10 protein-coding genes are annotated in these 15501 nt (G+C 37.0%); 4 read left to right on the plus strand and 6 right to left on the minus strand.

Features of this window, described 5'->3' with window-relative positions; all coding sequences use genetic code 11:
- The first annotated feature begins 116 nt into the window (after positions 1-116).
- From trxB to infA, 4 genes are all read left to right on the plus strand, one after another.
- The gene (gene trxB, locus CWS31_RS14910) at positions 117-1064 is read left to right on the plus strand and encodes a thioredoxin-disulfide reductase (RefSeq protein ID WP_101345711.1); all 948 of its coding nucleotides are present in this window, start codon (positions 117-119) and stop codon (positions 1062-1064) included.
- Between the two features lie 70 nt (positions 1065-1134).
- Positions 1135-1878 carry a leucyl/phenylalanyl-tRNA--protein transferase gene (aat, locus tag CWS31_RS14915; RefSeq protein WP_101345712.1) on the plus strand — a complete coding sequence of 248 codons (744 nt, stop codon included), beginning with the start codon at positions 1135-1137 and terminating at the stop codon, positions 1876-1878.
- A gap of 57 nt (positions 1879-1935) precedes the next feature.
- Complete coding sequence (locus CWS31_RS14920) at positions 1936-2688, plus strand: arginyltransferase (protein WP_101345713.1); 753 nt, start codon at positions 1936-1938, stop codon at positions 2686-2688.
- Positions 2689-2818: 130 nt separating this feature from the next.
- The gene (gene infA / locus CWS31_RS14925) at positions 2819-3037 is read left to right on the plus strand and encodes a translation initiation factor IF-1 (protein WP_011043571.1); all 219 of its coding nucleotides are present in this window, start codon (positions 2819-2821) and stop codon (positions 3035-3037) included.
- A 190-nt stretch (positions 3038-3227) separates the two neighbouring features.
- Here the strand turns inward: infA and CWS31_RS14930 are convergent, their stop codons facing one another.
- From CWS31_RS14930 to CWS31_RS14955, 6 genes are all read right to left on the minus strand, one after another.
- Positions 3228-3785 carry a DUF3087 family protein gene (locus CWS31_RS14930; RefSeq protein WP_101345714.1) on the minus strand — a complete coding sequence of 186 codons (558 nt, stop codon included), beginning with the start codon at positions 3783-3785 and terminating at the stop codon, positions 3228-3230.
- 64 nt (positions 3786-3849) lie between these two features.
- Complete coding sequence (gene recD, locus CWS31_RS14935; protein WP_246143551.1) at positions 3850-6069, minus strand: exodeoxyribonuclease V subunit alpha; 2220 nt, start codon at positions 6067-6069, stop codon at positions 3850-3852.
- Between the two features lies 1 nt (position 6070).
- Positions 6071-10099: an exodeoxyribonuclease V subunit beta gene (recB, locus tag CWS31_RS14940; protein ID WP_101345715.1), complete on the minus strand. Its 4029-nt coding sequence runs from the start codon at positions 10097-10099 to the stop codon at positions 6071-6073.
- Entirely contained in the window at positions 10099-13743 is a 3645-nt protein-coding gene (gene recC / locus CWS31_RS14945; protein WP_425457531.1) for an exodeoxyribonuclease V subunit gamma, read from the minus strand. The genes recB and recC overlap by 1 nt, the downstream gene beginning before the upstream one ends.
- Before the next feature lie 474 nt (positions 13744-14217).
- The gene (locus CWS31_RS14950) at positions 14218-14793 is read right to left on the minus strand and encodes a YdeI/OmpD-associated family protein (RefSeq protein WP_101345717.1); all 576 of its coding nucleotides are present in this window, start codon (positions 14791-14793) and stop codon (positions 14218-14220) included.
- Positions 14794-14887: 94 nt separating this feature from the next.
- On the minus strand, positions 14888-15445 hold the full coding sequence (locus CWS31_RS14955) for a GNAT family acetyltransferase (RefSeq protein WP_211355844.1): 558 nt from the start codon (positions 15443-15445) through the stop codon (positions 14888-14890).
- Positions 15446-15501: the final 56 nt, after the last annotated feature.

A 15501-nucleotide genomic window follows, 5' to 3' on the forward strand; every position in this document is an offset into this window, starting at 1 on the left:
TACAAATAGTTGATATTGTTATACTTTACAATTTCATTATCCCGAACTCAGGTTAGTTAAATTTACCTACTCAATCAGCTAATTATTTAGCTATTCAATTTTTTCTTGGAGATTTCATGAGCGACGTAAGACATTGTCCACTATTAATTTTAGGCTCAGGCCCTGCTGGTTATACCGCTGCAGTATATGCTGCCCGCGCTAACTTAAAGCCTGTAATGATCACAGGTATTCAGCAAGGTGGTCAATTAACCACTACAACTGAAGTTGAAAACTGGCCAGGTGATGCGGATGACTTAACAGGTCCTGCATTAATGGAACGTATGCAAAAACATGCAGAGAAGTTTGATACTGAAATTATCTTTGATCATATCGAGTCTGTAGATTTTTCTTCTAAGCCTTATAAATTAAAAGGTAGCAGCGAATATACTTGTGATGCATTAATCATTTGTACTGGTGCATCGGCTCAGTATTTAGGTTTACCGTCAGAAGAAGCTTTTATGGGCCGTGGTGTTTCAGCCTGTGCTACTTGTGATGGTTTCTTCTACAAGAACCAAAAAGTTGCTGTAGTTGGTGGCGGTAATACTGCTGTTGAAGAAGCGCTTTATTTATCAAACATTGCGAGTGAAGTTCATTTAATTCACCGTCGCGATACTTTCCGTAGCGAAAAAATATTAATCGACCGTTTAAACGACAAAGTAGCTAACGGTAATATTATTTTACACACAGACCGCACTTTAGATGAAGTACTAGGTGATAACATGGGTGTTACTGGTTTACGTCTAAAAGATACTAAATCAGAAGCAACTGAAGAGCTTGATGTTGCAGGTGTATTTATAGCTATTGGTCATAAGCCAAATTCTGATATTTTTAAAGATCAATTAGCGATGGAAAATGGTTACTTAACCATTAATAGCGGTACACAGGGTAACGCAACACAAACTAGTGTTGAGGGCATTTTTGCCGCTGGTGATATTGCTGATCATATTTATCGTCAAGCAATTACCTCTGCAGGTGCTGGTTGTATGGCTGCATTAGATGCTGAGCGTTACTTAGACGCACAATAGCTTAGACGCACAATAAGCTTTATTTACTCTAACGCCAAGCTTAGAGTAACCACATGTAATAGGAACGGAAATGAGTCAAATTTTATATCAACTTGATGATAATAGTTTGACCTTTCCTCCTATTGAATACGCCCTTACTGAGCCTAATGGTTTATTAGCGCTAGGTGGCGATTTATCACCCGAACGCTTATTAACAGCTTATAGTCAGGGTGTTTTTCCTTGGTACAGTGCTGGCGACCCGCTTATGTGGTGGTCGCCCGATCCCAGAGCAATTATCAATATTGAACAATTACGGATTAATCGTACTTTACGTAAAGCTATCAACAAATCCCCTTTTGAAGTAACCCTCAATCAAGATTTCAAACAAGTTATTCAGTTATGTGCTAACGCGCCCTTTCGTGAAGGCGAAACTTGGATCCTTGATGAAATGCAAACCGCTTATCTAACTTTACATCAATTAGGTTATGCGCATTCAATTGAAATCTGGCAGACGCTCCCAGACAAAATTGATGAACAAAGAAAGCAAACAAGGGTTTTACTAGGCGGACTTTATGGTGTTGCCATCGATGGTTTCTTTTCTGGGGAGTCAATGTTTTACCAACAACCTAATGCGTCTAAATTTGCCTTGGTAGCACTAAGCAAACTATTGTCCTCAATCAATATTAAGTTTATTGATTGTCAGTTATTAAATCCATTTTTAGAAGATATGGGCGCTATTGAAATAAGTCGTGATGCGTTTCTTGTGCAACAACAATTTGCCAGAAAACAAAAAGTACCTGATAATTTCTGGCAAGCACGCACTTTAACCATTTAATCAATACATAATTTTTCAATAAGTTACCCCTTCAATTAATGCAGTAGGCAATTTTTAATGAGCGATTCATCATACACTTTAGGATTAACAAAAGAATTCCCTTGTAATTATTTACCCAATAAACAAGAGCGCTTATTAATTGCTGTAGATGAACGTTTACAAAATAGTGAAAGTTATGCTTGGTTAATGGCTCAGGGCTTTCGTCGCAGTGGCGATCAAAGTTATCGACCAGAGTGTACAGACTGCAATGCTTGCCAATCTATTCGAGTGTTAGTCAATGGATTTACCCCCTCTAAAAGTCAAAAGCGCTCTAAAAAACGTAATAGTCATTTTATTATTAAACAATCTGATCAGTTAAAAGACAGTTACTACCCTTTATTTGAAAATTATATTAATACCTTACATAGCGATGGCAGTATGTACCCTGCTTCTTTTCAGCAATTTGAAAGTTTTTTAAGTAGTAATTTAACCAAACAGTTGTTTATTGAGACTTGGGCTCCTGCCGATGAATCGACTGGCCAAATAGAAGATACGTTAATCTGTATAGCGGTAACTGATGTACTCAGTAATGGCTTATCTGCGGTGTATACTTTTTATCATCCTAACTTTAAAGCAAATGGTTTAGGTGTGTTTTCAATTCTTACTCAATTAAGTTTTTGCAAACAAATGTCGCTGCCGTATCTATATTTAGGTTATCAAATAGATGATTGCCAAAAAATGAATTACAAAGACAGATACTTCCCATTTGAACGCTTTATTGACGGAGAATGGCAGCTAAACGTGTCAAATAAGGCTAAAATTGCTAAATAAATAGTCACAAGCCTTTACTTTAGCCAAGCAATTAGGCATCATTCGCGCAGCTTTTTTATCTGCCACATAATATCCTCAATAGTGAGATATTTATCGGCTAATTTGCACAACATTAGAGGTTTAGCGCCCCATGGCGAAAGAAGAAAATATTGAAATGCAAGGTACGGTTTTAGATACCCTACCTAATACTATGTTCCGCGTAGAACTTGAAAATGGTCACGTTGTTACTGCACATATCTCGGGCAAAATGCGTAAAAACTACATTCGTATTTTAACTGGCGATAAGGTAACCGTTGAATTAACACCATACGACTTATCAAAAGGTCGCATTATTTTCCGCGCTAGATAAGCTCGTAAATAATTCAGGCAGCTTTACTAATACAAATAGCTTAATAAATTTTATATTACTTTAAATTATTTTTATTAGTAACGAATAAGCCAAACCAATTAAAAAAACCAGCATCTTTGTTTAAGAATGCTGGTTTTTTATTGTCTATCATTTATCAACCCTATCTAGATCAATTGTTACGCCGCTAATACTAATACACTGCTAATAAGGTTTTATCGAATTGTTTATTACTTAAATCTAGCCCGTAATCTGCAATGGTATCATTCACTTTTTGTAATTCATTCACCACAGTATCAAGTGTAATGGTGTTGTCATCAAGTTTGTATACTTGTAATTGGCTTTGATAATAAAAAGATAAAATAATCAAAGCCCTTTCTTCACCCGTATTAGCCGCCAGCTTAATCTTTTTAAGTTTGCGGTAAATCAAATTTTGTATATGTTTAACCTGCCAAACATAATAAACTTCTTTAAAATAATCACTGCCTTTAACGCTATGCAAAAACGCAGCATTAGCCAGTAGCGCAAGAATAACGCCTAATAAATTATATTTAAAATTAGATTGTTGTTCGCCATCTACAAAATCACTAGCAGCCTGAGTTACATGAGTTACATCTCCAATAGTTGAAAACATACTGATAAGTAATGTGCCAAAAGCTAATGACAATATTAATAATGAGCTAATAAAGCCGACAATAATAATATTTAAATGTTTTCTATAACGCGCTTTGTCTATATCAATTAATTGCATGTGTTTGTTAACGTCCTGAATAATTTTTAAAATCAAATATGGTTATCAAAGGGGATTATATCATTTAGCTTGAGCAATCTAACGATAACCCCGAATACCGTTTAACTTGTCCTATCACCCCTTGCTTCCACACGGTTTTATTAGTTGCAATGGTTAGCTTCTTTTTCGCACGGGTAATGCCGGTGTAAAGTAATTCGCGTGATAATAGTTTACTACCACTTGGTATTTTACTTTCGTCACTTGCATTGTCGTTTGCCGATAACACCATAGCCACATGAGTAAATTCACTGCCTTGGGTTTTATGTATGGTCATAGCATATACACTTTCAAATTGTGGTAAACGTGACGGCAAAATTTTTCGAATACCATCAACGGCAGACGACTCTTCAAAACAGGCCATTAGATGTTTATTACCATTTTTATCTTCAACATGCCAAATAATGCCAATATCACCATTGTACAACCCTAATCGGTAATCATTTTGGTTAATCATGATAGGTAATCCATGATAAAGCATATTATGGCTTTGTTGGCCTTGCTGAGTTTGCAAATGAAATGGCGTACTTTTACCTAAATAACCTTTAATCTGTTCATTAAGTTGCTCAACTCCATAATCACCTTGCCTAGTTGCACACAAAACTCGAAACTGAGATAACAACGTAAAAGCGTCTTTAACATTACTGCATTGAGCAATTGGTTGGTAATATTGTTTCACTAAAGGCGCTAACCAATGAGTAAGCTCATCTTGTGCCAATACTAATTGATTTTCCACAGCACTTTCTGTATCTGTATTTTTTGTATCATTAAGCAACTGCCAACTACGATTTACATCTCCGTTAATCACTGCATTGGCAATTAAACCTATACCACCTTTACCATCAAAACGACGTGATTTAATCAAGAACGTTAAATAATCACATTGCGGACTATTGTTTGGAGTATGCTTAATTGCACTATTAAGATTTATGCCTTGTTGTTGTGCCAAGTTAAGGTTGCATACATCAAGTAAATACTCTTGATTAACTGTGCTAAAACCGCCATGTGGACGTGGTGCAATATCGGCTAGAACACTACCTGCAGCAACAGACGGTAATTGATCTGCATCACCAAGTAATATCACTTTACAGCTGTCTTTTAAAGCGCGAAATACGCGAGTCATTAGCGGTAAATCAACCATAGATACTTCATCAATTAAGACAATGTCATAAGCTAAACGATTATTCTCATCATGCCTAAAATTAGGTGAATTAGGAATAACACCTAATAAACGATGAATGGTTTGTGCCTGTGTTGGAATATCAGCAAGAACGTTCGCATCAATTAGCCCAGCAAAGCCAGAAATAGCATCAACTATTGATTCTGACAATCGTTGCGCGGCTTTACCCGTTGGCGCAACTAGCACTATGTTTATGTCCGATAACGCTTTATTATCATTTTCGTTATCGTTTTCTTGATTTTGTTTAGTTGGTGAAATACGCGCTAAACTTACCAAAGCAGCTAATAATTTAGTAACCGTATAAGTTTTACCTGTGCCTGGCCCACCGGCAATAACACTAAAGTTTTTATTAATTGCATTAGCAACGGCAATTTTTTGCCAATCAACCTCATCTTTTTCACTTTCTTGCACTGCATCTTCAGGAAAAATGCTAGTGATAGAGGCCCGTATATCATCATTACTATAAGTACATGGTGTATTTAACCGACTTTTAATAGCACGCCCTAATTCATACTCAAATTGAAAATAACGACGCATATACAAGTTATCATTATCTAAAACCACTAACTGCTTATCAGCAATCTGTAGATTTAATTCACTTAACCATTGTTGTAGTTGTGATAATGGTGCAAAAACAAACCCCACATGGCTGAGCGTTTGCGCTGAGCTTTCACTCATGTCACTTAAATCGGACTTTTCTTGCTGAAATAACTCTTGCTCTGTTAACTCTTGTGATGCTTTAGATGCAAAACCTTTGCCCCAATGTTTGCCGCCAATTTCAGCTAATGGTAAACAACTATGCCCCGCCCGCAAACTGACACTTAATGCTAAAAACATGTGATATACATTTTCGTCTCGTAACAGCGACTTTTCTTCTACATTATTAGCCACAGTGACGCTATTCAAACTTTCAGTTAAGGCGTTGATCATTTCTTTAGCAAAAAAATAATCTATCGCTTCAATACCTAAAATGGCAGCTTTGGCTTGCTGAAAGTTATTATAAATTGAGTTGCCTGCCATTACTTTGTCCATAGTAGCCGAAGTATTTGTGCTAATTGAATCGATCATTTTATGCCTCTTCTACTGTTATTTGCGCTGCCGTTGCATCTTCATTTAGCTCTGAAGACTGACTGGTTATATCTGCAGAAAATAAAGCATCTAATTGATTAATTTCTTGTTCGCTAATAGCGCGATAATAAACGCCACTACCTTGATGTTTTGGATCGGTTGTCATGCCGCGAAGATATAAATAATACACGCCACCAAAATGCTGACTCACCTCATAATCAGGTAGGTTTTGTTGTAAGTAACGGTGTAATGCCAGCGAATAAATTAAATACTGTAAGTCATAATAATTTTTTTCAACATTATCGAGTAAAGCATCGAACTGATAATCGTTAAAACTATCTCCTAAGTGATTTGATTTATAATCACAAAGATAATACTTACCTGCAAATTCAAAGATTAAATCAATAAAACCATGCATCATCCCAGATAACTTTTTATAGTTAGGTAACATGACTGGATATTTACGGGAGGTATTCAATAAATCACCGTTACTACTAGGCTGAACACTATTTCGATGATCGGTTAGCAAATTAGCTAAAGCCCCAGTTCCTTGACCTTGCATAGGAAAATAAAATTCACTTTCACGTAATGTTTTGTTTAGGGGGAGCTTGGCTAGGTTTACAAGCTCTGTACTCACACCTAAGTTAACCTTATTACTAATCAAAGGGGCATTAAGTATTTGTGTTAACCATTGTTTGAGATCCTCTTCAGTAAATCTATCAGCCTGATCAACGTTGCCATTTAGCTCTCCATATTTTAACAGCGGTTTTTCAAAGGCAGTAGCCCAATCTGGTGCGGTAAAATCGGTGTGCTCTAAAATATCATGTAATAAATTACCTGTATGCGCGCCTTTGGCCAGTTTAAAGCAAATATTATCCGCAGTGTTTACCACTTGGTTCAAATTTACTTGCTCGACATATCCAGCGTCAGTAGATAATTCAGAAACCCGTTTAGTTAAATCACTGTCTCTATCAGGATTAGATACACCAGCATGACGAATATTACGACTTAATGCCGTAAATGAGCTTAACCACCAATCACGCTCTATTGAGCCAGTAAAAATACTAACCGCTGTTTGAGGTAAATTATTAGCTTCCCTCGGTGAATTTTTAATAGCGTCTAAAATATTATCAGAAGTATAATCATCTGCTGAATCGAGTGACACTTCACGAATACCAATGGCATGTTCGGCTTCTGCTTTAAGTTTGTTTAGTGATAGAGATAAACTGTCTTTGTCTTGTAATTGCAGAGTTTTACCTAATGGCGACAAATGATAATTATCAAAAGCACAGCACAATATGTAGCAGCGACGTTCAGCCCTTGTTATCGCAACATACAATAAACGAATGCTCTCAGCGTAAGCTTCATCACTCATGGCTTGTTTCGCTTGTTTTGAGCCATCTAAACTCAAACACAAGTTACCTTTGTTATCATGGTATTCTAGATAGTTAACTGATTTAAGCCCAAATTTAAGCGGGTCTTTGTGACGACAAGCAAACGGCACGAAAACATACGGGTATTCAAGCCCTTTCGAGCCATGTTGAGTGATCAAACGGATCAAGTCGCCATCACTTTCTAAACGCAGCTCTGCTTCAACATCATTAATTTCAAGATGACATTGCTGTTCAAACCAATGTAATAACTCTTGTCCCTGGCTAAGACGCACGCTCGCCGCTTGTAATATTTCAAACAAGTGCAAAATGTTAGTTAAACAACGATCTTTACTGCTATAACTATTCACCTCAGAGACATCAACTAGATTATGCATCAAGTTAATGGCCATAGTTATGAACCCTTGTCGTTGCCATTGGCGGCGGTAATCAACAAAGGCAAACTTTACACTTTGATACGCTATTTCATCATTTTGTAATTCATGCAACTTTTTGGCGTTATAACCTAATAACCCACATGACAAGGCAGTAACAAATAACCTTTCATTTTCAGCTAATAATATGCCTTTTAATAAGCTTAATAATTGTTTAGCTTGCTCAGAATGAAATAAGTTAGCTCTGTCAGATAAAAACACACTCTCAAGCCCTGCTTGTTGCAAAGCCATTTTTATATCACGCGCTTCTGCGCCATCTCGTACTAAAATAGCGATGTCTTTTGGTTTAGCTAACGCTTGGTTTTGGTTTGGAGGAGTCGTTAATAATGTGGCTAATTCATTCGCACACCAAGTTGCTAATGTGGATCGACTAGCTTGGCTGACTTTTTCCGGTTGCTCTTCACTCTCGGACGTGAAATGAATAAATTGCAGAGCTTTATCACTTTCATTAGTAAGGCCAGTATCTTCTGTTGGTTGCTTCGATGCTTTACCCGCAAGTACCGGTAAATAAGGAATACCAAATCCGAAGACACTTGCTTTGCTATCTTTTTCAGAGTTAGCATCAGAGCTAAGATCGGAACTAAGATCAGAACTAAGATCGGAATTAAGGTCAGAGCTAAGCTCAGAGTGCTGGCTAGATTGCGCGACGTGCTCTGTTAATTCAGTATCTTCATTACACTTATTTTCATTACGCTGAGTTTCAGTACGCAGATAGGTAAATAACTGATTGTATCCTGCGATCATTTCAGGGGTTGAACGCCAATTGGTATCCATTAACCAATGGTGATCACAACCACTGCGCGCATTAAGGTAAGCAAAAATATCACCACCACGGAAACCGTAAATAGCCTGTTTAGGATCGCCAATAAGAAATAGCCCCGCTTGGGCTTGTTCAGCTTTATCGCCGTAATAAATATTTTGTAAAATACCAAACTGTTTAGGATCAGTATCTTGAAATTCATCAATTAACGCCACAGGGTATTGCTGTAATAACTGCTTTGCTAATAAAGCGGCACTTTCAGGATCAAATGCTACCTCAGTGCTTAATTGATTCACTTGGTTTGTTTCATTCTTCTCTGAGTTATTTGCAGCGCCTAAACAATTCGCTAGGGTATTGATCAAATCGTCAAAGTCTAAAATATTTAACGCCTGCTTTTGTTCTATAACTTTTTGTCGAATTTGATAAATACCCGACTTAACAATTGCATACGCTTTTGCCTTGTTAATTTTGTCAGCCAAACCTTTAACTTGTTCTTTAACAATTAAGACTGGCGCAAGCACCTCAACTAACTCAGCTTTAAATTTAGATCGACTATAGCGTCTGCCATCAATAAAGCTGTCAGGCATGCCGGCTTTACCTTGCCCAACGTCAAGCAAAGATAAATGCTCATTAATAATGCTCTCTAACCAGTTGATTAATTGCGCCAGCTCTCTGCGTCTTAGTTCTTGCTCAGTGCCCTTCTTTACTAATATCAAAGCATTTTCTATTAATGTGCTATTCGTTATTAACGTTTGCAATGCTTGTCGAGTTAGGTTGATAAACTCATTTTCGACACTGACTACATCAATAACTGATAATTCACTGGTGTGACCGATAGCTTTGCTAAAACTAGATAAGAAACTATTGGGTGTTGGCCAGAATTGGGCAATAAGTAAAAAGTTGTTATGGCTATTTTTCGCTAAACTGCGATACCAATCCTGACAAACTTGCAAGGTTATTTCAGATGAATTAGCCGCCATGTTAGCATTAAAGGGTAAGCCACTGGTAAAGGCGTATTGATTTAATACACGTTGACAAAAACCGTGGATAGTAAATATAGCCGCTTCATCTAAAAATAATAAAGCACGCTTTAATAAAAATTCTCGTTTAGGTTTTTCAATTCGCTGATCAAGTTCGCTAAAATACACATCGTTGAGGCACAAATCATCCCAATCGTTTAACGCTTGACGAATAAAAGCGTCAATTCTGCCACGTAGTTCTTGTGTGGCGTCTTTGGTAAAGGTCATCAAAAGTATTTGCTCAACCGTTAACTCACGCTCAAGTAATAAACGCAAATATATGCGGGTGATATTATAGGTTTTCCCCGTCCCTGCACTAGCTTCTATAAGGTGTTTACCAGAAAGTGCAATGGTTGCGGCATCAAGGTTTTGTAATACTATTTCGCTCGTTTTAGGCGATTGTTTAGCAGTCATTAACTCTGTCATTATTTAGCTCCCTGCTTAGCTTTGCTACTCTTTTTAGCAGCAGCTTTTACAACTAAGTCATATAAATCTTGATAAATTAATTCAATATCCGTTTGATGATGACTGTACTGTGGGCATTGCGGCCAAAAATAATTAAGATATTCATCTTCAACTAAACCACGAGTATTCATATCTCCTAACCAGAAACTCTCAAATCGACTTTGGTTCATTGCGATTAATTCACCACGTGACTTGGTAAATACTTTTTCGGCTAATTCGCCATTTAACAATAAGGGTTGTTGCTGACCTTTAAAAAACACCTTTAGTAAGTTAATTAATTTTGATTTCGCATCAGGTATAGTTTTTACGGTAAATTGATCGACTTTTTGTGTTTTAGTATTGAAATATAGTCCTACGCTTTCAGTAATTTGTGCTAACTTTTCAGCATCACTCGCCTCAATAGCACTTGTTGTTGGGTTCAAAATGACTTGGTCTTGCCATACTTGCAGTACCAGTTGCTGTAAATATAAAGTGAACTTGTCTTTAGCTTTAGCGCTTGAGCTTCGATAATGCACTAATAAGTTATTTTTCACTGATAATTGTGTTGTTAACTTAACCTTAACCGTTTTAGTACTCGTTGTTTCTAGTTCAAGCGGTAATGTGATATCACAAGTAATAATTTCAGGGTTATCACAATTAAGGGTGTTAATTTCTTCGCTGAAGTGCAAAGCATCTTGTTGATACTCAGTAAATAACATTTCTGTGGTAGGTAAATCTGGAAATTTACCTGACAATTGGGCTTTGGTTTTTGCTTGATGTAAACAGTTTTCCAAACCTTGAGTAACATCTTCAGTACTCCCATCACCTAACTGACTAGCGGCCATGCTAGTTAAAGTGCTATGAAGAAAGTCTTGGCGTAAAAGATAACTTTCTAAACGATTAACCTCAAACGGCTCCACATCTTCAAGTAATATATTATTATTTTCAAAATAGAGATTAAGGTGCTGTTGAGCAAATACTTTAGCTGGGTGTTGGTAAAAGCGTATTAATTGCTGACATGACAAGTTAATGTCTTGGACATTTAACTCATCCTCTTCTAGGGCTATGGTTAAAATTGATGAGTTTTCACCTGGGTTTTCAACCGCGCTTTGTTCAGCTTTAGTACTTTGCCCTAAAGCTAGCCAGTTGGCATCAAAACTCGCCCATTTTCCTTGATAATTACGAGAACTAAAGGCTTGCATCGGTAATTGGTAAATTGCTGACGACGATAGAGAAGATGTTGTAGAGTTATTCATTTCAGTAAAGTCCCAACCATAACCTTGAGTTAAATATTCCATTAACTCTTTAACGACTAACGAGGGCTGTTTTTCACTGTTATTTTTAATGTTTCGACCTTGATAGCTCAAATACAAGGATTTTCTTGCCGAAATAATCGCTTCTAGAAATAAGTATCTGTCATCACCACGGCGTGATCTATCACCAAGCTGGGCTTTAGATAATTGCATAAGGTCAAAACCTAACGGTTGTCGCTGTCTTGGAAATTCACCATCGTTTAAACCAAGCACAGCTATCACTTTAAACGGAATGCTGCGCATTGGTAGCATAGAGCAAAAGGTAACCTGGCCAACCATAAATTGTTTACTCGCATCCCCTTGGCTGAAATGTTGTGTTAGATAATCAACCACAATGAGTAACGAGATATCTTCTTCATAGTTAGCGCTGTGACAATGTTCAACTAAACCAGCAATGGCTTGTTCAATAATCATTAAGCTATTTTCGTAACTGACATTATCGCTATCGATACGGCTAAACAAACGGTTTAACTGTTCTAACAAAAAGGTTTGCCATTGCGTGGCACTGCGAGCTCGCTGTAGATTTTGGCTAAAGTATTGTAACTGTTCAATAAAGAGCATTAATTGCCCGAGTAAAATCCCATCACTGCCCTCAACATTACTCAGTAGAAGTTGATCTTGATAAATATGTTCACTATCAGCAAAAGCAAAACCACGTAATAAGCGTGACAAACCTTGTTGCCATGTAAACGCGGCATTAGCTTTATCCCCTAATAAAGATTGTTTATGGCTTAAATCTAAGCCCCAGTGCACTGTGGCTTGTTCTAACCAAGCAGATATTTTAGTGATATCTTCAGCGTTTATTGCAAACTGGCTTGCCATAGCCGGTAAGCGTAAAAAAGCGAGTAATTGCGAGACCCCAAATCGACTATCGGGTAAGCTTAATAGCTCTGTAAAAGCAGCAACCAGAGGATCGCTATCTTTAGCGCTTCTATCCGCAATTGAGCATGGTAATGGTGGTACTTCACCTGCAATATCTTGCCAACCACGGGTAAATACGGCATTTACGTAGGGAGCATATTGTTCTATTTGCGGACACATTACCAAAATGTCTTTTGGGGTTAAACTTTTATCTTGATTAAATTGATGCAATAAGTAGTCGTGCAGAGCTTGTACTTCACGTAGTGCACTATGACAACTTGTAAATACAATTGAGTCATCTTGAAGTGTTTTATTCGTTACTTGTTTATCTAATTGAGCTGCGCTTAATGAGTTTGTTGAACTGTCAGTTGTATGGCTGGCATCGGTTAATGACAAAATATCATTTTGTATGTAATGTAAAACACTTGCTTGCTGATTTTTAGCATTTTCAACTTGATTGACTTGTTCTGATTGATCGTGATCCGTTTTTGCTTGCTCAAAGAGTTCAATATCAATTGTACTATAATCTTGCAGCATAGAGATAAATTCACGGCCTTGTTGACCTAAGTTAGCCAATAAAGGATTACCCACAAAACTTTGTACATCATCAACGCCATCAGACCACGCTGAGAGTTTACCTTTGGCATTTGCTAATGCTTGGTTTAACGCACTTTTTTGAGTAATAATATCACCCCAATAAGAAAAACACGGGTTGAGATGAAAAAAGTGTACTTCAACATGCTCACTCAAGGCGTTAATAAAATCTAACCACATTGGCGCCATAGTATTAAGGCCGAAAAAGCTAATCCGTGGTGGAATAAGATCTTTTTTAGACTCAATATTAGCAATTGCATCGTGCATTAATTCAACAGGGTTGTAAGCAAGCTCAGTAATTAATAATTGCCATAACTTACCTTGCCATTTATGCTCACTTGTTTCGCTATTTTCCAGGCCTGATAATTCAAAGTTTCCTTGCTGCCAACTATCTAGCCATTGCGGTCTAAAAATCAAATACTGTTCATATAAATCGGCCAGTTGTACGGCTAATTGGTAACGTTTTAATTGAGCATGTTTACTTTCATTAATATTGACTTCACCATCAACACTTACTGGTTTTTCACCACGCCAATATTGTGTTGCTTGGCTAAAATCATTGTCATTAACTACTGAATCAAGGGCTAAAATGGCATGAATTCGCCAGCAAAGCACTTCTCTTGAGTAAGGCGATTGATCTGGCACCTTATCATCGCTAGCCAGCGAGCGTATTAGCTTCCACAAAAACTGAGCAGGTAACGCGTAACGCATATTCATACTAATACCACGTTCTTTAGCTATGGCTAAGTTAAGCCAGTGCTGCATACCTGCATTTTGTACAACAATGACTTCTTGATTAAATACACCTAAGGGAGAAAGCTGAGAAATTTTGTTGAGTAAGGTTAACAAATTTTCCATTTTGTTGGCTGGATAAAGATAGATCAAGGTAACGCCTTTTTGATTTTGATAAGTGAAAAAACATGGTCTGAAAACAAGCTAGCTTCAACCTAAATGGAACCTAAGCCGAACCTAAGTCGAAGTTAACTTCCATTAAATTATAGGGATTATAATCAACACAAATTTAACCACATGGGGCTAGCGAACACTAGTAAAATCAGTAGGATATTTTCAAGGTGTTTTTTTACGATATATTTAGAAAATAATTAGGGTCGGTTGCTCTTTCAAGGGTTAAAAATTTATTCAATTTAAGAAGAGAGCATCAAAGAGTAAATGCATTTTAAATGAACCTAAAGACAGAACTTGTTTTAAATTTAAACTGCGTTTTCGCCTGTTTGTGTAACCAGTTTCACGAACAGGCTCTACCTTGTCTTAATTAGAGTACGCAGCGCTTGAAACAGTACAATGCTATTAATTTTACTCACTTATATAATTTTACTTCGGCTTTTCTTGTTGCTTAAGCATACTTATAAATTTTGTAAATCGTTTTTCTCTTGTTTCGGGTTTCTTGGCGCTGAGTAATGCGTACGCAATAACATATCGACTCGACTTAGTTAGCGTGTCATAAAATGCTTTAATATTGAAATCACTTGCAACAGCTATTAGAAAGTCTTCAGGCACTTCCATCTCACTAACTACATACGCATTATCCCATCGGCCATCAGCTTTTGCTGCCCGAACATGTACCAGCCCTGATTCCATCATCCGGTTTTCACTTATTAAACGTTCTACATGCTCAGTGTTTCTTTTAGACCAATTACTGCGCACTTTGCGTGGCGTAATACGCTGTAGATAAGCTTTATCATCAAGTGATTTTTTAACACCGTCAATCCAGCCCCAACACAAAACCTCAATCACAAGTTCATTCCAAGTAATACTCTCAATGCCTGTGTTCTTCTTATATATTTTCACCCAGAGTTCACTTTCGCTGACATGGTTTACTTTAAGCCACTGCTTGAGATCTTTGGCTGTGGGGAATGTCATTATTGTTAATGGGTCAGGAACTGGCATGAAATCAAGTCTCTTCTTCAACGTTTGATTAATAGGTGAGGTTTATTTTTGCGAAATGAAGACTAAGCAGACAGCTATATATCTGTTTAAATAACTATCTGGAAGTTTCACAGCCAAGTTTAAAATATTGGTTATTATTATAATTAAATTCATTGATAACAACCAAATTACCTTTACGAGTATGAGCCTCATAAGAGCGAGGGTTGTTTTTGTTGATAAACGTAACTAAATAAGGATACTTCTCAGACATTTTATTAAGTGAAAATTTAAAAACATCTTCAAATACACCTGCACCGCGTACACTTTTATCAACACATACAGGCCCATATTGATAAGAGTTTGTAGTGGTTAGTTCGTTATTAAAAAGTGTCGCGTCATGTAAATTATCTACCATGAATTGAAACATCGGCCATTGACACCAAAATGACCAAGAAGCCGCCATAGCATAAGCAACAATGCGTTTGTTATGTATGGCTAAAAATAGCCCCTGCTCTTCGGTTATCAGTTGGCTTAAATGTGACTCGGTGAAAGCGGTCGTTATAAAGCCATCTTTCTTATCTTCTTCAAGTATTGAATCAACTTGGTATTTGTAATGCAGATTTAAAACCTCTGCTACATTGTCTAAAGTAGCTACTTTTAACTCCAAATTCATAGATCGGCTCATTTATTTTGTTATTGATATCGCTTCATCAAGAGGCTAAGAACATC

Source organism: Colwellia echini, from assembly GCF_002843355.2.
Classification (GTDB): domain Bacteria; phylum Pseudomonadota; class Gammaproteobacteria; order Enterobacterales; family Alteromonadaceae; genus Colwellia; species Colwellia echini.